Source organism: Sphingosinicella microcystinivorans (assembly GCF_003634215.1).
GTDB classification, from domain to species: Bacteria; Pseudomonadota; Alphaproteobacteria; order Sphingomonadales; family Sphingomonadaceae; genus Sphingosinicella; species Sphingosinicella microcystinivorans.
Genome location: NZ_RBWX01000008.1, coordinates 233,277 through 250,403 on the forward strand (window position 1 = coordinate 233,277; position 17,127 = coordinate 250,403).

The 17,127-nt window shown below is 65.1% G+C and carries 19 protein-coding genes; 10 read left to right on the forward strand and 9 right to left on the reverse strand.

Features of this window, described 5'->3' with window-relative positions; translation table 11 throughout:
- Positions 1–39: 39 nt before the first annotated feature.
- Genes DFR51_RS10055 through DFR51_RS10070 form a run of 4 tightly spaced genes read right to left on the reverse strand, consistent with a single transcriptional unit; the run spans position 40 to position 2,235 of the window.
- Positions 40–891 (reverse strand): diacylglycerol/lipid kinase family protein, encoded by an 852-nt coding sequence (locus DFR51_RS10055; RefSeq protein ID WP_160119039.1) that lies wholly within the window; start codon positions 889–891, stop codon positions 40–42.
- Positions 892–926: 35 nt separating this feature from the next.
- Complete coding sequence (gene ccmE / locus DFR51_RS10060; protein ID WP_121050598.1) at positions 927–1,385, reverse strand: cytochrome c maturation protein CcmE; 459 nt, start codon at positions 1,383–1,385, stop codon at positions 927–929.
- A complete protein-coding gene (gene ccmD / locus DFR51_RS10065; protein WP_121050601.1) occupies positions 1,382–1,516 on the reverse strand; it encodes a heme exporter protein CcmD in 135 nt (44 codons plus the stop codon). Before ccmD ends, ccmE begins: the two co-directional genes overlap by 4 nt.
- Positions 1,513–2,235, reverse strand: coding sequence for a heme ABC transporter permease (locus DFR51_RS10070; RefSeq protein ID WP_121050605.1), 723 nt, complete (start codon positions 2,233–2,235; stop codon positions 1,513–1,515). Before DFR51_RS10070 ends, ccmD begins: the two co-directional genes overlap by 4 nt.
- Before the next feature lie 169 nt (positions 2,236–2,404).
- On the opposite strand from DFR51_RS10070, the gene DFR51_RS10075 reads away from it, so the two are divergent.
- The 3 genes from DFR51_RS10075 to DFR51_RS10085 all read left to right on the forward strand — a co-directional run bounded on the left by DFR51_RS10075 (position 2,405) and on the right by DFR51_RS10085 (position 7,040).
- Positions 2,405–4,543, forward strand: a complete 2,139-nt coding sequence (locus DFR51_RS10075; RefSeq protein ID WP_121050608.1) for a M3 family metallopeptidase — start codon at positions 2,405–2,407, stop codon at positions 4,541–4,543.
- A 159-nt stretch (positions 4,544–4,702) separates the two neighbouring features.
- Positions 4,703–5,305, forward strand: a complete 603-nt coding sequence (locus DFR51_RS10080) for a PEP-CTERM sorting domain-containing protein (RefSeq protein WP_121050611.1) — start codon at positions 4,703–4,705, stop codon at positions 5,303–5,305.
- A 292-nt stretch (positions 5,306–5,597) separates the two neighbouring features.
- Positions 5,598–7,040: a DEAD/DEAH box helicase gene (locus DFR51_RS10085; protein ID WP_121050614.1), complete on the forward strand. Its 1,443-nt coding sequence runs from the start codon at positions 5,598–5,600 to the stop codon at positions 7,038–7,040.
- Positions 7,041–7,073: 33 nt separating this feature from the next.
- Here DFR51_RS10085 and DFR51_RS10090 read toward each other — a convergent pair whose 3' ends face one another.
- Complete coding sequence (locus tag DFR51_RS10090; RefSeq protein WP_121050617.1) at positions 7,074–7,346, reverse strand: DUF4242 domain-containing protein; 273 nt, start codon at positions 7,344–7,346, stop codon at positions 7,074–7,076.
- Between the two features lie 66 nt (positions 7,347–7,412).
- Positions 7,413–8,471, reverse strand: coding sequence for a hypothetical protein (locus tag DFR51_RS10095; RefSeq protein ID WP_121050620.1), 1,059 nt, complete (start codon positions 8,469–8,471; stop codon positions 7,413–7,415).
- Between the two features lie 158 nt (positions 8,472–8,629).
- Between DFR51_RS10095 and DFR51_RS10100 the strand changes: the two genes are divergently transcribed.
- Both DFR51_RS10100 and DFR51_RS10105 read left to right on the forward strand, forming a co-directional pair.
- A complete protein-coding gene (locus tag DFR51_RS10100) occupies positions 8,630–9,148 on the forward strand; it encodes a DUF2061 domain-containing protein (RefSeq protein WP_121050622.1) in 519 nt (172 codons plus the stop codon).
- Positions 9,145–10,416, forward strand: coding sequence for an MgtC/SapB family protein (locus DFR51_RS10105; RefSeq protein ID WP_121050625.1), 1,272 nt, complete (start codon positions 9,145–9,147; stop codon positions 10,414–10,416). The genes DFR51_RS10100 and DFR51_RS10105 overlap by 4 nt, the downstream gene beginning before the upstream one ends.
- Here the strand turns inward: DFR51_RS10105 and DFR51_RS10110 are convergent.
- Positions 10,403–11,410, reverse strand: coding sequence for a DUF6607 family protein (locus DFR51_RS10110; protein WP_121050627.1), 1,008 nt, complete (start codon positions 11,408–11,410; stop codon positions 10,403–10,405). The two genes, DFR51_RS10105 and DFR51_RS10110, sit on opposite strands and share 14 nt — an antisense overlap.
- A 17-nt stretch (positions 11,411–11,427) precedes the next feature.
- Positions 11,428–13,560, reverse strand: coding sequence for a TonB-dependent hemoglobin/transferrin/lactoferrin family receptor (locus DFR51_RS10115; RefSeq protein WP_121050629.1), 2,133 nt, complete (start codon positions 13,558–13,560; stop codon positions 11,428–11,430).
- 153 nt (positions 13,561–13,713) lie between these two features.
- Between DFR51_RS10115 and DFR51_RS10120 the strand changes: the two genes are divergently transcribed.
- The 4 genes from DFR51_RS10120 (at position 13,714) to DFR51_RS10130 (ending at position 15,279) form a co-directional block, all read left to right on the forward strand.
- On the forward strand, positions 13,714–14,151 hold the full coding sequence (locus DFR51_RS10120; RefSeq protein ID WP_121050631.1) for an addiction module antidote protein: 438 nt from the start codon (positions 13,714–13,716) through the stop codon (positions 14,149–14,151).
- A 62-nt stretch (positions 14,152–14,213) separates the two neighbouring features.
- Positions 14,214–14,378, forward strand: a complete 165-nt coding sequence (locus tag DFR51_RS19010) for a hypothetical protein (protein ID WP_160119040.1) — start codon at positions 14,214–14,216, stop codon at positions 14,376–14,378.
- Between the two features lie 59 nt (positions 14,379–14,437).
- Complete coding sequence (locus DFR51_RS10125; protein WP_121050633.1) at positions 14,438–14,602, forward strand: Flp family type IVb pilin; 165 nt, start codon at positions 14,438–14,440, stop codon at positions 14,600–14,602.
- A 59-nt stretch (positions 14,603–14,661) separates the two neighbouring features.
- Complete coding sequence (locus tag DFR51_RS10130; protein WP_420853248.1) at positions 14,662–15,279, forward strand: glutathione S-transferase family protein; 618 nt, start codon at positions 14,662–14,664, stop codon at positions 15,277–15,279.
- Between the two features lie 11 nt (positions 15,280–15,290).
- On the opposite strand, the gene DFR51_RS10135 is transcribed toward DFR51_RS10130, so the two are convergent.
- Positions 15,291–15,875 carry a TetR/AcrR family transcriptional regulator gene (locus DFR51_RS10135; protein ID WP_160119041.1) on the reverse strand — a complete coding sequence of 195 codons (585 nt, stop codon included), beginning with the start codon at positions 15,873–15,875 and terminating at the stop codon, positions 15,291–15,293.
- Between the two features lie 131 nt (positions 15,876–16,006).
- On the opposite strand from DFR51_RS10135, the gene DFR51_RS10140 reads away from it, so the two are divergent.
- Positions 16,007–17,101, forward strand: a complete 1,095-nt coding sequence (locus DFR51_RS10140) for an amidohydrolase family protein (RefSeq protein ID WP_160119042.1) — start codon at positions 16,007–16,009, stop codon at positions 17,099–17,101.
- Positions 17,102–17,127: the final 26 nt, after the last annotated feature.

Genomic DNA, 17,127 nt, shown 5'->3' on the forward strand with positions numbered 1-17,127 from the left:
CTTGCGCGCTTTCGTCACGCCTGCAGCGGCACAAGGCCCTTATGCGTAGAAAATCACGCCGTCGTGAATGCCGAAGGTCGTTGGGAGCACGGTAACGGTGTCCCCGTCCGCCTGCACCGGAACCTCGGCGTCGCTCGATGCGCTCAGCGTGCGGAACGGCTGCGCCACCACGCCCGGCACGGTGTCCACCGGCCTGCCGCGCAGCAGCGCCCACATGAACCGCAAATAGTCGCGCCGCCGTGCGCGGGTCAACGCCACGAGGTGCAGCGTCTCGTCGTTGATCGAGGCGCCCCGCGCGAAGCTCCACGGCCCAGCAAAGAACCGTCCCTTCGCGACATAGAACGCCTCGCAGGCGATGCGCTGCCCGTCGACATCCAGCGTGATCCTTGGACGCGGCCAGCGCCAGAGCACGCCGAGGAACGCTGCGCCATAGGCCGCGCGCCCGATCCAGCGCTTCAGCCGCGAGGACACGCCCGCCACCGCGTAACTGTCCGGCCCCGCGCTTGCGCAAACGAGGAACAGCTGCTCGCCCACAACCCCCGCAAAGCCCCTGCGCCTGCGATCCGCGCACGATACGCGCTCGACGAAGGCGTCGGGATCGATCGGATACTCCGCCTCGCGCGCCAGGAGATTCACAGTCCCTGCGGGATAGGCGCACACCGGCACGTCGGCCTTGGCCTGCCGCAGTGCCGAAACCACATGCCGCAGCGTTCCGTCGCCGCCAACGACGCAGACGAGGCTGAGATCGTCGGCAAGCGCGATCGCGGTCCCCGGCGCGCTGTGCCCGTAGGCGAGAGCATGGCTGCGCTTTCGGAACGCCGTTTCGAGCGCAAGGAAGCGCTGCGGCGAAAAACCGCCCGAAACCGGGTTCGAAATGATCTGGACCGTCACCGCGCAAACGATGCAGCGGCAAGGTGAAGAAACCTCTAAGGCGCCGGCTTTTCAGGCCGCGCCTTCGCGGCTGCCTCGGCCCTTTCAACAGCTTTCGCCACTTCGGGCGGCATGTATTTCTCGTCGTGCTTGGCAAGCAGCGTTTCGGCCTTGAACGTCCCGTTCGCATCGAAGCGGCCGTCGGCGATCATGCCCTGCCCTTCGCGGAACAGGTCGGGCACAATACCTGTGTAGTCCACCGGCACCGTTTCAAGGCGATCGGTGACGCGGAAATGGATCGTAAGCCCGTCGGCGCTGCGCGTCAGCGAGCCCTTTTCGACCAGCCCACCGAGCCGGATGGCCTGCCCTGGCGCCACACCTTTCGCCACCACGTCTGCGGGCGCGTAGAAATACGCCGCCTGATCCTGCAGCGCGGGAAGCGCAAGCGCCGCCGCGATGCCCAGCGCCGCCACTGCCGCGCCAGCAAGCGCGAGCCTCTGGTGCTTGGGTTTCATCGTCGCTCTCCCCGCAGCGCGTCCGCCGCCTTTTCGGCACGTCGCATGGACAGCCAGCTCCACGCGAGCACGCCGCCGATACCGATTGCGGCGGCGGCATAGGCCGCGATCACGAAGGGAAGTGCGTTCATGCTGCGTCTCCCGCCAGCCGCGCCCGCCTTGCGGCGATGCGCTGTTCGGCGATGATCGCACGCATCCGCATCAGCACTGCCGCCGCCATCAGCAGGCCGAGTCCGACGGCGCTTGTCAGCAAGGGATGAAGCATATCGGGGTGAATACTGGAGCCCCGGAGCGTGATCGAGGCCGATTGGTGCAGCGTGTTCCACCATTCCACCGAGAACTTGATGATCGGCAGGTTGATAAGCCCGACGATCGCGAGCACCGCCGCCGCACGCGCCCCCCGGCTGCGCTCGTCGAACGCACCCGCAAGCGCCACGACGCCCAGGAAGAGGAAGAACAGCACAAGCATGGAGGTCAGCCGGCCGTCCCACACCCACCATGTGCCCCACGTCGGGCGGCCCCAGATCGATCCGGTGAGCAGGCATACGCCGGCAAACACCGCGCCCACCGGCGCCAGCGCCTCCAGCGCCACCTCGGCGAGCGGATGCTTCCAGACAAGAATGACGATCCCGGTGATGCCGAGCCCGAGGTAACTGCCCATGGAGATCCATGCGGTCGGCACGTGCAGGTACATGATGCGCACGCTTTCGCCCTGCAGATAGTCGGGCGGCGCGTGAAACGCGCCCCACCAGAGTCCCGCCGCAGTCAGCGCAAGACCAAGCAGGAGTGTCGCCGCCGTCAACGGGCGGGCGAGCTGCAGAAACCGGGCGGGATTGGCGAACCGATGCATCAACCTGTCTCATACGCACTGTTTGTCGCCGCCGCCAGCGCTTGCGCTCGGCGGATGCAGACGGCAATTATGAGGGCATGTCTGCCGTCCGGCCAAGCGAGCGCATTGTCACAGGTCAAATCCGAATGACGCGCATGGGTGCCGCGGCAATCCCCGATTGGAGATTTCCATGCTTCGTTCCTGCCTTCTCGCCGGCGCCGCCGCACTTGCCGTGACCTTCGCCATCCCCGCTTCCGCCGAAACCTCCACGCCTGCCGCTGCTTCCGACGCGGCCGTCGATGCGCTACTTGCTGAATGGACGGGGCCGAACGGCGGGGTTCCGCCGTGGGACAAGGTGCAGACGCCCTTGTTCAAACCGGCGTTCGACAAGGCTTCGGCAGAAATGCTCGCCGAGGTGGATGCCATCGCGAATAACCCGGCCAAACCCACCTTCGCGAACACGCTCGAAGCCCTCGAAAAAAGCGGTGAAGCCCTGAACCGGCTCGGCACACTGTTCTTCGTGATGAGCTGGAGCAAGAACGATCCGGCGCATCAGGCCATCTCGGCGGAGCTTCTGCCCCGGTTTTCCGAGGTGGAAGACAAGGTGAACTTCAACCGCAAGCTCTTCGAGCGCGTAAAGGCCGTTTACGATGCGCGCGAAACGAGCGGCCTCAACGCCGAACAGAAGCGCCTCGTCGAAAAGAGCTACGAGAATTTCGTGCGCAGCGGCGCCAGTCAGCCGCCCGAAAAGCAGGCTGAACTCGGCAAACTCAATCAGCAGCTCGCAGCGCTCTTCAACGATTTCGGCAACAAGGTTCAGGCGGACGAAGATACGTGGGTCACACTTGGCGAAGGCGATCTCGGCGGCCTGCCGCCTGCGCTGATCGCCGGCTACAAGGCGGCGGCTGCGGAGCGCAAGCTACCGGGCTATGCGGTCGTCAACACGCGTTCGGCGGTCGATCCGTTCCTGACCTTCTCCAGCAATCGCGCGCTTCGCGAGAAGGTCTGGCGCGCCTTCATCATGCGCGGCGACAATGCGAACGCCAATAACACGCACGAGGACATCCGGAAGATCGTGAAGCTGCGCGCCGACCGCGCGCGGCTGCTCGGCTACCCCAGCCACGCGCACTGGCGCATGTCGGACACGATGGCGAAAGACCCGCAAAAGGGCCTGGACCTCCTGATGCGTGTCTGGCCCGCGGCCCGCGCGCGCGTTGCCGAAGAAGTCGCCGACATGCAGAAACTCGCGGACAGCGAGGGCGCGAACATCACCATCGAACCGTGGGACTACCGCTACTACATGGAGAAGGTGCGCAAGGCGCGCTACGACCTCGATCAGAACGAGTTCAAGAACTACTTCGAGCTCGAGAACATGATCGCCGCCTCCTACCACATGGCGGGCAAGCTCTACGGCTACAGTTTCAAGGAAATCACCGGCACGCTGCCCACGTTCCACCCGGACGTCCGCGTGTATCACGTCACGAACACGGCGGACGGCACGCATGTCGGCTATCTGTACCGCGACGACTTCGCCCGCCAGTACAAGCGTTCAGGCGCCTGGCAGAGCACCTATCGCGGGCAGGACAAGCTCGGCGGACGCCAGCGGGACGCGATCGTTTCGAACAACAACAATTTCACGAAGGGCGCACCGGGCGAACCCGTTCTCATCAGCCTCGACGACGCGCGCACGCTGTTCCACGAGTTCGGCCACGCGCTGCATGCGCTCAGCAACGACACGACCTATCCCTCGCTCACCGGCACGCCGCGCGACTTCGTGGAGTTCCCGAGCCAGGTGCATGAGAATTGGGTGCTCACCCCAGAAATCCTCGATACCTACGCGCGCCACTACAAGACCGGCGCGAAGATGCCGCAGGCGCTCATCGACAAGCTGAAAGCCGCCGAAACCTTCAATCAGGGCTTCGAGACGGTCGAGTTCCTCGGTTCCGCCATTGCCGACATGAAGATTCACATGGACCCGTCGGGTGAAATCGACCCGGCCACCGCCGAAAAGACCATTCTTGGGGAGATCGGGATGCCGAAGGAGATCGTCATGCGGCACCGGCTGCCGCAGTTCGGTCACATCTTTTCTTCGGACGGCTATTCCGCCGGCTATTACTCTTACCTCTGGTCGGACGTGATGGCCGCCGACGCTTGGGCGGCGTTCGAGGAAGCCGGTAGCCCGTGGGACGCCGCGACAGCCAAAAAATTCAAGGACATCATCCTTGCAACAGGCGACGCGATTGACCGCGCGGAGGCTTACCGCATGTTCCGTGGCCGCGACCCCCAGGTCGAGGCACTCCTGAAGAACCGCGGCTTTCCGACCGATTGAGTACGGCGCCGAAACTGTCGGAGAATCTGACAAGAGTTATTGAAAGTCACTCGCAAACGGCAGATTTCAGCGCGACTCCGCGTCTGGCACGGGAATTGCTTTATTTCGCCTGTGTACCGGGATGGCATCGGTCAAGTGCCCCCGGCGAGGAGACGAGTTATGAAAAAGGTCCTTCTTTCCGCTGCCGCCCTTGGCGCTGTCGCGGCGTTCAGCGCTCCGGCGAACGCTGCGCTGATCACGTGTCCGGCCGCGCACATCGCGGATGGCACGTCCAAGGTGTTCAACGGCAGCAACAGCGCCGTTTCGGCCTGCCAGTACGACAACGCCACCGGCACCAGCACGGTCGCCAATCTGACCAACATCAACGCTTCGGCCTTCTATGGTTTCAGCGACTGGGCGGACAATGGCCAGACGCAGATCAACCTCGCCGAAGGCGCGGGCGGTTCGGGCACGTGGACGATCAACGGCGTCGATTTCGCCGCCTATGATTACATGATCGTGTTCAAGAACGGCAACGGTACGCACCTGACCGCGTTCACCTTCAACGAAGAGTTCTCGTCGGGCGGCTGGTCCACCCCGTTCACCGATCCGCCGTTCGACCTGCCCGGCAAAAGCAAGTCGCATGACGTTTCGCACTATTCGATCGTGAAGCGTTACAACCCCGAAACGCCGCCGCCGGTCGACGTTCCCGAGCCCGCGATGCTCGGCCTCTTCGGCCTCGGCCTGATGGGCCTCGGCATGGCGCGTCGCCGCCGCGGCTAATCAGACGGATTTCGTCACGCAAAACGGGCGTCCGGAAACGGGCGCCCGTCTTCGTTTTGGCGCAGTGCCTTGACGCCGCCACATTTTTCCCCCACATGCCGCCGTGACCGAACGTCGGCCGATAAGGCCCTGACGCGCCCGGCGTGATCGCTTCCTTTGGGAATTGAGCGCGCGTCTTCAGACGGTTCGGCCCACCGGCTTCCCCTCGTCACGCGGGTCGTCACGACACCGCACCCGCGTCCGCGCGCCAATTCCGGCAGCGCGGCATGGGTCTGTTTATTGAAAGATCATAATGACCGATTTTCTCCAGTTCGGCCTTGGCGAGCGCATCGAAAAGGCGCTTACCGACGCGAACTACACTGTCCCCACGCCGATCCAGCGGCAGGCGATCCCGATCCTGATGAAGGGCCATGATCTGCTCGGCATCGCGCAGACGGGCACGGGCAAGACCGCCGCCTTCGCGCTGCCCTCGCTCGATTACCTGTCGCAGACCTACAAGCCGCTGAAGGGCCGCACGTCGCGTATGCTGGTGCTGGCGCCGACGCGTGAGCTTGCCAGCCAGATCGCCGAATCCTTTCGCACCTACGGCAAGTATCTGCGCCTCACCATCTCCACGGCGTTCGGCGGCGTGCCGATCGGACGGCAGATTCGCGCGCTGCAGCGGGGCGTGGACATCCTCGTCGCCACCCCCGGCCGCCTGATCGATCTTGTCGACCAGAGCGCGCTCGATCTTTCGCAGGTCGAGCTGTTCGTGCTCGACGAGGCCGACCAGATGCTCGACCTCGGCTTCATCCACGCGCTGCGCCGCATCGTCCGCATCCTGCCGAAGAAGCGCCAGTCGCTGTTCTTCTCGGCAACCATGCCGCCGGCCATCGCGGAGCTTGCCGGCCAGTTTCTCACCGATCCGCAGAAGGTGGAAGTGAAGCCGCAGGCGACCACCGCCGAGCGCGTCGCACAGCATGTCATCCACGTGAACGCGTCCGAAAAGCAGGCGCTGCTCACGATCATGCTTCAGGATCTGGGTGCGGAGATGGACCGCGGCCTCGTCTTCTCGCGCACCAAGCACGGCGCCGACCGCGTCGTCCGCCACCTGAAGGGTGCGGGCATCGCCGCCGAAGCGATCCACGGCAACAAGTCGCAGCCGCAGCGCGAGCGCGCGCTCGGTCTGTTCCGCTCGGGTGAAGTCAAGATTCTCGTCGCCACCGACATCGCGGCGCGCGGCATCGACGTGCCGGGCGTCAGCCACGTGTTCAACTTCGAGCTGCCGAACGTGCCGGAGCAATACGTCCACCGCATCGGCCGCACCGCGCGCGCCGGCCGCGAGGGCATCGCCATCGCACTGGTGTCCGACGGTGACGAACGCACGTACCTGCGCGATATCGAGCGGCTGATCCGCCAGAAGCTGGAACCCATGCCGCTTCCGGAAAACTTCCTCACCCGCGCCGCCGCGCTCGCGAAGCCGGTCGCACGCACCGACGGCAAAAGCGGCGACCAGCGCGGCTTCTCGCACGGTGAGCGTCGTGACGGCCGCCGCGACGGCGGCCATCGTGGCGGACCCGGTGGCCATCGCGGCGAGCGTTCCGGCGGCGGCGAGCGCCGGGAAGGCGATCGCGAAGGCCAGCGCCGTCATTTCGGTGCGCCCAAGCCGAAATATTCGGCCAAGCCCACGCACGGCGGCGGCAACAGCGGTAGCCGGGGCAATCCCGGCGGTGGTCAGCGCCGCCAGGGCCGATAACGCGAAACCGGCATCCGGGCGGTGTCCGGATGCCTATTCCGCCGTCGTCGGATCGATCGTCGCGCGCACCTCGGCGACACTGTTTGCCGGGAAGCCCGCCGTTTCCGCGTGCTGCCGGATAATATCCGCGCTCGGCGCGCGATAGACGCAATAGATCTTGTCGTCGGTCACATAGCTGTGAACCCACTGGATCTCGGGTCCAAGCGTGCGGAGCACGTTGCACGATCCTTGCGACGCGGCCTTCAGCTCGGCCGGACCGAGCTTGCCGACGCCGGGCATATCTCTTTCGATAACGAACTGCGGCATGGTCCCTCTCCCTCCCGCAATCCTAAAATTTACGCGCTTTTCAGACCCGAGTCCACGCGGGGAGAACTACCGGTTCTTCTGGCGATATTCCTCGCGCACGCGGTCTGCGAGCCTTCCGCTCGCAATGTCGTCATACGTCGCGATATTGTTCGCCATGCCTTCTGATTGCTGGCGCGCGATCGTTTCCAGGTCGCCCGCGAACTGCGGCAGGAAGAACCAGTGCTGGGCCGGGTATGCACCGTAAAGTGCGCGGAATTTCTCCACGGTTTCGCGTTCGGCAATGAACCGGTCTCGCTGTGCCGCCGCGCCGCGCTGCGTCATGTCGCCCACCTTCACCGGCTTCGGCCGCATGATGTCCCACCATGCAAACGGCAGTGCGGGGTCCAGCTTCTGCGCCTCGGCCGCCATCTCATCGCCGGCCTCCGCGCTCGGCGCCGCACGTGCCGCGATCACCAGCAGCGTGGCATCGCCGGTCTTCCGCGCAAGAGCCTGCATCTCCTCCACCAGCTGCGCACGCCCCTTCACCGCATTGCCGCTGTCGAAATAAAGCTGCGCCGCGTCCAGTTTTTTCGGAGCGTAATTCGCATAGAGCGCCTGCATCTCGGCGAAGGCCTTTGCCGAGTTGCGCTGCATCGTCTGGTAGATCCAGGCATTGTTGAAATGGTCCGCCGCCGATTCGGGATCGTCGATGATCATCTGCGGCTGCGCCATCGCATGAAGGTCGCCCACCTGATCGCGGATCACGGCGGTGTCTTCCTTGATGAGTCCAAGCTGCCGCCCGACCGCCTCGGTCGCGGACTGCCCCTGCCCCACCAGCATGAGGAGGATGAACGCCGCGGTCGCGAACAGCCCGAAGCGGAAGGCGTCGCACTGCGTGCACTGCACCACCTCATCAACCGCTTTGTCGTCTGCCGCGTTCACCATGAAAGCGCGCTGGAAGCAAAGCAGCCCCGCAACCGCCGTCACCACCGCGAAAATAAGGACGAGCACATCGGCGGACAGAAATTCCGCGAAGAAGTTCACGAGGTCGCCGAACAGGCCGACTGCGCCGCCGATCAGCGCAAACAGCGATGCCTTCGCCGGCCAGATGATCCGCTTGACGATACCGATGCGTGTATCCGCCATGCCCCCACTCCCTCGAATGCCATGTCGTTTCCCAAACATAACAAGGCCGTAACGGTGCATCCACCCCTTGCGAAAACCGCGTGTCAGGATTTTCATGCTTTCCGCATCATGGCGCTATGCTAGTTGGCCGTTGAGAGGCAGGCGGTTACGAGAATGCGATGGTGAGGGAAAACAGCGCAAACGCCGCCTACGCGCACGAAAGCCGTGCGCGCAGTCTCGCGAAGGCGATCTCGTGGCGCTTCGTCGGCACGCTCGATACGTTGATCCTGTCCTATCTGGTGCTCACGTTCCTCGCGCCGCATTTCGGCGTGAGGGAAACCGCGACGCCGTCCGAAAACCTGCACACGGCGGGCTACATAGCGCTGGCAGAGGTCGTCACGAAAACGCTGCTGTTCTTCCTGCACGAGCGCGTCTGGTCGCGGCTGCGCTGGGCGGTGTGGACCGATCGGCGCGGGCGCCGGATCGAAGGGTTGCGGCGCAGCGGCTCGAAGGCGGCAAGCTGGCGCATCCTCGCGAGCCTCGATACCGCGCTGCTCGCGCTGCTCTTTACCGGGCACCCGCTCACCGCGCTCACCATCGGCGGCGGCGAGGTGGCGACGAAGCTGATTCTCTATGTGTTTCATGAGCGCGTGTGGGACCGCATCCCCTACGGCCGCGCCAAGGGCGGACACGTGTGACCGACCTCACACCGCTCGCTGATCTCGGGATCGCGCTCGCGCTCGGCCTGCTTATCGGTGTTGAACGCGGCTGGAGCGCGCGCGGCGAGCCCGCGGGCGGGCGCGTCGCCGGATTCCGCACCTTCGGCCTCCTTGGCCTGCTTGGCGGGCTCGCGGGGCTGATGACAGGCGATGCGCTGCTGCCGGCCGTGCTGCTCATCGCCGCCGCTGCACTCGCGCTCGTCGCAGGCTATGTCCGCGACATGGCGCGGGACCCCGACGCGAGCGTCAGCGCGACGACGACCATCGCCGGGCTCATCACGCTCGGGCTCGGGCTGCTCGCGACGACGGGTCAGGTGCTCGTCGCCTCCGTCTCCGCGGGGGTCATGGTCGTGCTGCTCGCGATGCGCGAGGAACTCCACGCCTGGATTCGCGGCCTCACTGCCGCCGAGGTGAAGGCGGTGGCACGTTTAGCGCTGATCTCGATCGTCGTGTGGCCGCTGCTGCCCAATGCCGCTTATGGTCCCTATGATGCCTGGAACCCGCGCGACATCTGGTTCGTCGTCGTGCTCGTGTCGGGGCTCTCCTTTGTCGGCTATGTCGCGGCGAAACGATTCGGAGAGGTGCGCGGCACGCTCGCGACGGCAGCGGCCGGTGCGCTCGTCTCATCGACCGCCGCAACTGCCGCGCTCGCGCGGCGCCTGGCCGAAGGCGAGGACGCGCCCGCGCCCGCCATCGCAGGTATCGCGCTCGCGGGTGCGGTGATGATGGCGCGCACGGCTGTCCTTGCCGCCGCCGTCGCGGGCTTCGTCGTGCCGACGCTTGCGTGGATCGTGGTGCCAGGCGGGCTTGCCGCGCTCGCCGCCGCGGCGTTCGTAATGCGGCACAACCAGCACGCGCCCTCGCGCGCCGCGCCGATGACCTCCGCAAACCCGTTCGACATTCTCCCCGCGCTCGGCTTTGCCGCGCTCATCGCGGGCGCCTCGCTGTTCGCACGCTGGGCGGAGGCGCAATATGGGGAAGCGGGGCTCGGCGTCATCATCGCGCTCACCGGCACCTTCGATGTCGATGCCGCCACGGTCACGCTCGGCGCACTGCCGGCGGGCAGCCTCGATCCCGTCACCGCGGGTGCGGTGCTCGGCGTGCCGATCCTGCTCAACACGGCGTTCAAGGCCGCGATCTGCATCGGCCTTGCCGGCTGGCGCAAGGGCTGGGCCGCTGCCGCGACGCTGATGTTCAGCTTCGCGGCAGGCGGTATTGGCCTCGCAGCGTTGGTTATTGCCGGATAGCGACCCGTGGCGGCTCCGCCGTCGCCTCGGTGATGAGCTTGCGCGCCTCGCCGATCGCCGCCGCGTCCTTCAGCTTGCCGCTGTTCACATCGTCGCCGATCTCCAGCAGGCGTCCGGAAATGATAGTGCCGGTGTCGGCCTTCTCCGCGATGTGAATGCCTCCGCGCTTTGCCGCGACCTCGTCCCAGATGCCGCGCACCGCCGCCCAATAGGCCTTCGTCTTCGTCCAGTAATCGTCGGCGGCCTTCACGTTGTAGCCGTCGAACTTCGTGTAGGTGTTCAGCACATATTCCTGCACGATCGGACGCAGCTTGCCGTTCTCTTCGGCCATCTTTGTGTTGTCCTGCCAGTGAATCCAGCCCGTCGGCGTCGGCTGGTGGCGGTTGATCGAGAAGTAACGGTCGTAAACCGGGTTCCGCACGGCGTCGCGACGCGCAAGCGGCCGCCATGTCCAGTTCGAACGCCAGCGGCGGATGCCCGCCTGCGTTTCCCACTGTCCCCAACCGGCATAGCGCGGGCTGTCGTCCACCTGCCACACGGTCTGCGACCAGCGCCCCGCGCGCATCCGCTCGGGCACGTCTTCCCAAACCCAATTGCCGTCGCCGGCATACACCAGCACCTTCGCGGGCTCGTAATCCCAGTCCTGCCGCCAGTGCTTGATGACATAGGGCTTGTCGTTATCGTCCTCCACGACGAGCAGATGCTGCAGCACGATGCGGCGCCCCGTATCTTCGATCACGCGCACCACTTCGTGCCCGCCCGAGCGCTTGGGTTCGATCGGCGTGTAGTCCGCCGTCCACGGCGTCGATTCCTGCATGTTGAAGCGCACGCGGTAATTGCCCGCCATGGCAAGGATGTCGGCGCGGTCGGCATCGAAAGAGGCCTTTTCGGCTGCGGTGGTACGCTCCGCCACGGGCCTGTCGGCAAGCGCGGGCGAAACGGCGATGGCAAGCGCGAACAGGCTCGCGCCAAGTGTCTGGTAGATCGGTTTCATAGTGCTCATCCTTGGGCTTAGAAGCGGATCGTCGCGGAGACGCTCGCGTTGCGTCCCGGCTGCGTGTAGGCGTCCTTGATCGCGGAGCTGTCGGCGACACCGCGCACGTCGCTCCACCACGCGTATTTCCTGTCGGTGATGTTAAAGATGCCCGCGCGCAGCGTAACCGCTTCGCCGATCCGCACGAAGGCGGTCGCGTCGAAGATCAGGAAATCGCCGGGCCGCCAGCAGGCGCTGCTGCACGCGCCGACGGCATCCTTGATCGATTTCTGCGCGCCGAACGTCGCGATCAGTTGTCCGCCGAACCGGCCTTCCGGCTCGCGGTAGCCGATCCCGGCGACGACCTTCAGCGGGTGGATCGTATCGAGCGCAGATTTCGCGCCGGTCTCATCCGTGAGCGTGCCGTCGGCGTAGCTGACGGAAAGCGTGCCGGTGAATCCGCCCTGCTTCAGCTCCAGCCGCGCCTCCGCGCCGTCCACCTTCGCGGCGTTGACGTTGACGAACTGGTAGATCGCGGGGTCGGCGGGCGTGAAGCTGCCGCTCACCATCTTCTGCAGGATGAAGTCGTCGAACTTCGCGTGAAACACGGTTGCCTCGAAGCGCACGGCGTCGCTGGTCACGCGGAAACCGCCTTCGATGCTCTCGCTCTTTTCCGGCCCCAGGTTCGGGTTGGGGATCGAGGTGTAGCCCGAGGCGAGGTTGGAGAAGAACTGGTTCACCTGGCTCGGCTCAGGCGCCTTGAAACCGCGCCCGTAATTGCCGAACAGCCGTACCGCCTCGCTCAGCTTCACCACCGCGCCGAACTTCGGCGAGACGCGGGAATCGCTCTGCCCCGCGCCTGCGAACCCCGGCAGCAGGGGGCCTTCCTTGGGCGAGAGCTTGTAGTGATCGAAACGCAGCGCGGGGAACAGCGTCACCATGCCGCCCGCGAAGCTGATCTCGTCGCCGACATACAGACCTGCGAGCGTGTAGTCGGTCACCGGGAAGGCTCGTGTAGGGTAGGTTTCGCCGAACGGCGGGACCGTGCCGTCGCGCACGCCCTTCTGCCGGGTCTCGCTGATGTCGCCGCCGAAGCTGACGCGGTGATCAACCGCGCCTGTCGAGAAGCCCGCGCGGAATTCCGCCGAAGCGCCGATCACGCGGTTGTCGAAGGTGTTGAGGCGGCTGCGGTCCGCTGCCGGGGTGCGATCCTCCTCGGTATATTGCCGATCCTTCGCGTCCTGCCAGTAGGCGCCGACGCGCGCGTAATCGATCGCGCCCTCGCCTTCCCACGTCCAGTCGGCAGCGGCGCGCGCACGCTTGCCCGTATCCCACGCTTCCAGACGATCGACCGTGGCGCTGCGCCCCGAAAGCACGTTCGAATAGAGCGACGTATCGACATATTCGCCCGTCAGGCGAACCGTGTGCCCGCCACCCGGTTCCCACACCAGCCGGCCGAGCACTGCGTCGGATTCGCCGTCCTGCGGGTTCGGCGTCGTGCGCAGAGATCCCGTGCGGTCGTCGGTGCCCTTGTTGTCGAGTTCCTTGTAGTCGCGCCGCGTGTAGGCGATCATTCCGGAGACTGTGCCGCCGCGCGCGGCGAGGATCGCCGTCCCGCTATATTCCTCGTCTGCCGAGCTGTAGGCGCCGCGCACCAGCCCACCAAAGCTCTGGCCGTCCTTCAATATGTCGGAAGGATTGCTCGTCACGAAGCTCACCGCGCCCGAAAGCCCGTCGCTGCCATACAGCGCCGAAGCGGGGCCGCGCAGAATTTCCACCGATTTCACAAGGCCGACATCCACATAGTCGCCTCGGCCAACGCCCTGTGCGCCGAAACTGAACCCATCGGGTACGCGCACGCCGTCCACCTGGATGAGCACGCGGTTGCCGCCGATGCCGCGAATCGTGAAACCCTCGTTGCCCGCGCGGCCCGTGGTGCCGAGCGCTGCGCCGAAGCGCGCGGGCGCACGGCGCACCGAAACGCCGGGCTCGAAGCGCACGAGGTCCTTGATGTCGGTAACAAGCTCATCGGCGATGCGCTGCTCGTCGATCACCGTCACCACCGCCGGCGCATCATCGATCGAGATCGGGCTGCGCGTCGCCGTCACCGTGATCGTGCCGTCGTCGAGCGCCGCGGCATCCGCCGCCGCCTCTGCAGCACCCACCGTCATTCCATAACAAAGAGCGACCGCCAGCGCGGCCCGCGAAATTGAAATCACTGCTACCCCCAAACCAAATGTCACTGTTGCTACTGCAACTGATTCTCATTAGAATCGTCTTCCGATAGATGTCAATGCGACGCATGTGCAATTTATGGAGCCCGAATGACGAACCCGCTTGAGGACCTGCTGAGAAAGCCCGACCTGCGCGATCTTGCGCGCACGCCGATGCACATGGTGATGGGCACACGGCTGGTGGTCATCTGCCAGCGCGCCGGGCACGATCCACGCGAGGCGCTGGCTGAGCGTCTGGGCAGTCCGCTCGCTGCCACGCGGCTGCTGAGCGCCGTACAGATCGTCGGCGATCACTGGCCGGATTGTTTCCTGATCAGCCCGCCCTGCTGCCGGGGATTGGGACCGGACGAGATGGCGCTTTCGGCAATGACGGCGGCGGCCGCGGCAAACGACCGACCGCGCTTCGACACCGCCTGCCGTGAAATGCTGGATGCCGAGGCGCGCGACGCGACCTACGCGGCGCTCAGCGCCTTCGCCCATGCGCTGCCGCCACACGCAGCAGCATCGAACGCGACGCAGCAGCCATAGTTGTCAGCGCCGCCTCTTCGGCTCTAGGATCGCGCGAAGCGTCTTTGGGGGGAGGAGCCGGTATGCAGGACTATAGGCAGCCCGATGGGCGCCCGGCACCGCCGAAGCAGAACAAGACCCGCCGTCTCGTCGTCACCATCGTGATCATCGTCGTCGTCGCGGCCGTGCTCGGCTATTTTGTCGTCGACATCCTGGAAACCGCGACGAGCGCGATGAAGGGACGGTAACGCTTCGGCAACCTGCCCGTCCGATACCGTATGCCGCAGCACTGCAGGGAATCGGATCGATGCGTATTTTCCGCCGCGTTCTTGCCAGCCGCAGAGGCGCCACCGCCATCGAATACGCGCTCATCGCCGCGCTCATTTCGCTTGCCGCGATCATTGCCTTCCAGATGCTCGGCCTCTCCTTGGTCGATGTCTTCTCCAGCATCACCAACGCCATGACGCGCTGATCGACAGGCACATATGTTCCTGATATGTTCCCATTCCTCCGATTCGAAAGGGATGGATGATGACTGACCTGGTGCTTTACACGAACCCGATGTCGCGCGGCCGTATCGTGCGCTGGATGCTGGAGGAGGTGGGCGCGGAATACCGCACCGAAATCCTGGAATACGGGACCACGATGAAGGCGCCGGAATATCTCGCCATCAACCCGATGGGCAAGGTCCCCGCGATCCGCCACGGAAGCACGGTCGTCACCGAATGCGCCGCGATCTGCGCTTACCTTGCCGATGCCTTCCCCCAGGCGAATCTCGCGCCCGCGCTCAAGGATCGCGGCAGCTACTATCGCTGGCTGTTCTTCGCGGCGGGCCCGCTGGAAGCCGCGATCGCAGACCGCACGCTCGGCGTCGAGGTGCCCGCCGACAAACAGATGATGGTAGGTTACGGCTGCTACGCCCATGTGATGGACGTTCTTGAAAAGGCGGTCGGCGACAGCCCCTATATCGCGGGCGACAGCTTCAGCGCTGCAGACGTCTACATCGGCTCGCACATCTTCTGGGGCCTGCAGTTCGGCAGTATGGACAAGCGCCCGGCGTTCGAGGCCTATTGGAAGCGCCTGGAATCGCGCCCCGCGCACCTGCGCGCCACCGAACTCGACGATGCGGACACGCCGAAGCAGGATTAGCCTCGACTCCCCTATCGCGGCTTCACGAGGCGGTCGATAATCGCGACCGCCTCTTCAGTCGCTGCTTCGGTTGATTGGCCCGAAAGAGCCGCAAGCCACGACATGCCGATGCCCACCGCGGAGACGGCGCGCACCGTCTCTTCCGGCGTCCCGGCAATTTCGGCGCCGCCGCTCTTCACCAGCGCCTCCAAAACCTGCCGCTGCTCGGCGAGATTGCGTTCGATGACGGGGCGGATCGCCGCGCGCAGATAATCCGCTGAAAGCGCCGCCGCCATCAGCTGCAGCATGGCCCTGTCCAGCGCGGCGGAGCTGAGCCCGCTCGGTCGCTTTTCCTTCATCAGCCCTGCCCGGTAATCCGTCCAGTCTTTCGGAACCGGCACTGCAGCCTCGTGCGTCGAAAAATGCTCGAGCACAGCGACCACGAGGTCCTCCTTGTTTGCGAAGTAACGATAAATCGTTCCCGCGCTCAGCCCTGCGGCCTTGCGGATATGTTCGATCGACGTGCCTTCAACGCCATGGGCTGCAATGCAGCTCAGCGCCGCCCGCAGGATGCGCTCCCGCTGTGCCGCCATATGGGTGGAATCGCGCTTCGGCATTCGTTTCCTCCCTGTTCGTGAAAGATTGTACGGCACCTGCAACAAGATGAACAGAAATTCATTTTTTCTTGACGGCCATCCTGAAATGACAAAAGATGAATGGAGGTTCATTTAATTGGGGGGTGGAGTCGATGATCTGGTCAAAATGGGCGCGCGCCGTGCGTTTTTCCGCGCTGGCGGGCGCTGTCCTTTTCAGCGGCGGTGGGGCGTATGCGGAGCCAGCCCCGCGCGCCGATCACCACATGCATATCCAGAGCGCGCTCGTCACCGATTGGCTGCAGGAAATACAGAAGGTGATGCCCGCTGCCTTTGAAGGTCTCTCCGGCGACATCCTCAAGGTACGCGCGGGCAGCGATGCCGTGCATGAACTCGATCGCGCGGGCATCCAGCGGGGCGTGCTGCTCTCCGCCGGCTACATGTTCGGCTTTTCCGCCATCCCGCTCGCACCGGAGGAGATCGCTCGGCGGATGCGCGCCGAGAATCGCTTCAACGTCGATCAGGCCCTCGCCTCGAACGGCCGCCTCGTCGCGTTTGTCGGCATCAATCCGTTTCTCGACAACGCGCTCGGCGAACTCGAATACTGGTCGCGTCAGCCCGGTGCTTCGGGTGTAAAGCTCCACCTCGGCAACAGCGGCTTTGATCTCGGCAACCCTGACCAGGTCAAAATGCTGGCGGCGTTCTTCGGGTCCGCCAGAAAGGCGCGGATGCCGCTTGTCGTTCACCTGCGCGGCGCGGCGCCGTTCACCAACGCGAACCTCACCACGTTCATCGATACGGTGCTCTCCGAGGCGGGTGATCTTCCCGTGCAGATCGCGCATGGCGGCAGCTTCGGCGGCATCGATGCGGCAACTCTGGAAGCCCTTCGCCTCTATGGCGACGCCATGGAGCGCAAGGCCCCCGGTACCGCCAACCTCGTGCTTGATATCTCCGCCGTCGCACAGGTCGATCTTTCGAAGCTCCCGGGCGTTCCCAAAGAAGGCCTCGAAACCCGCACGCCCGACGAATGGCGCGCCGCTTACGTCGCCCAGATGCGCAAGATCGGCATGGACCGCTTCGTCCTCGCCAGCGACTGGCCCGCCCTCACGCCCCCGGCCGAATATTTCGCCGCCGAGCGGAAAGCGCTTCCGGTGACCGATGAGGAATGGGCGGCACTGTGCGAGAACGTGGCGCCGTATCTGCGCACGACGTGGGCGGCGCAGCGGGAAGCGGTGTTGCTCAGGCCTTAGCTCGCCGGATACCCAGGCGAAAAATG

What these genes read in the sequence shown, in the direction of transcription:
- DFR51_RS10140 (WP_160119042.1), top strand. Translation starts at nt 16,007, where the DNA reads ATGATCTGGTCAAAATGGGCGCGCGCCGTGCGTTTTTCCGCGCTGGCG.
- DFR51_RS10085 (WP_121050614.1), top strand. Translation starts at nt 5,598, where the DNA reads ATGACCGATTTTCTCCAGTTCGGCCTTGGCGAGCGCATCGAAAAGGCG.
- DFR51_RS10095 (WP_121050620.1), bottom strand. Translation starts at nt 8,471, where the DNA reads ATGGCGGATACACGCATCGGTATCGTCAAGCGGATCATCTGGCCGGCG.
- DFR51_RS10090 (WP_121050617.1), bottom strand. Translation starts at nt 7,346, where the DNA reads ATGCCGCAGTTCGTTATCGAAAGAGATATGCCCGGCGTCGGCAAGCTC.
- DFR51_RS10135 (WP_160119041.1), bottom strand. Translation starts at nt 15,875, where the DNA reads ATGCCGAAGCGCGATTCCACCCATATGGCGGCACAGCGGGAGCGCATC.
- DFR51_RS10075 (WP_121050608.1), top strand. Translation starts at nt 2,405, where the DNA reads ATGCTTCGTTCCTGCCTTCTCGCCGGCGCCGCCGCACTTGCCGTGACC.
- DFR51_RS10130 (WP_420853248.1), top strand. Translation starts at nt 14,662, where the DNA reads ATGACTGACCTGGTGCTTTACACGAACCCGATGTCGCGCGGCCGTATC.
- DFR51_RS10110 (WP_121050627.1), bottom strand. Translation starts at nt 11,410, where the DNA reads ATGAAACCGATCTACCAGACACTTGGCGCGAGCCTGTTCGCGCTTGCC.
- ccmD (WP_121050601.1), bottom strand. Translation starts at nt 1,516, where the DNA reads ATGAACGCACTTCCCTTCGTGATCGCGGCCTATGCCGCCGCCGCAATC.
- DFR51_RS10070 (WP_121050605.1), bottom strand. Translation starts at nt 2,235, where the DNA reads ATGCATCGGTTCGCCAATCCCGCCCGGTTTCTGCAGCTCGCCCGCCCG.
- ccmE (WP_121050598.1), bottom strand. Translation starts at nt 1,385, where the DNA reads ATGAAACCCAAGCACCAGAGGCTCGCGCTTGCTGGCGCGGCAGTGGCG.
- DFR51_RS10115 (WP_121050629.1), bottom strand. Translation starts at nt 13,560, where the DNA reads ATGACGGTGGGTGCTGCAGAGGCGGCGGCGGATGCCGCGGCGCTCGAC.
- DFR51_RS10080 (WP_121050611.1), top strand. Translation starts at nt 4,703, where the DNA reads ATGAAAAAGGTCCTTCTTTCCGCTGCCGCCCTTGGCGCTGTCGCGGCG.
- DFR51_RS10125 (WP_121050633.1), top strand. Translation starts at nt 14,438, where the DNA reads ATGCGTATTTTCCGCCGCGTTCTTGCCAGCCGCAGAGGCGCCACCGCC.
- DFR51_RS10100 (WP_121050622.1), top strand. Translation starts at nt 8,630, where the DNA reads ATGGTGAGGGAAAACAGCGCAAACGCCGCCTACGCGCACGAAAGCCGT.
- DFR51_RS19010 (WP_160119040.1), top strand. Translation starts at nt 14,214, where the DNA reads ATGCAGGACTATAGGCAGCCCGATGGGCGCCCGGCACCGCCGAAGCAG.
- DFR51_RS10120 (WP_121050631.1), top strand. Translation starts at nt 13,714, where the DNA reads ATGACGAACCCGCTTGAGGACCTGCTGAGAAAGCCCGACCTGCGCGAT.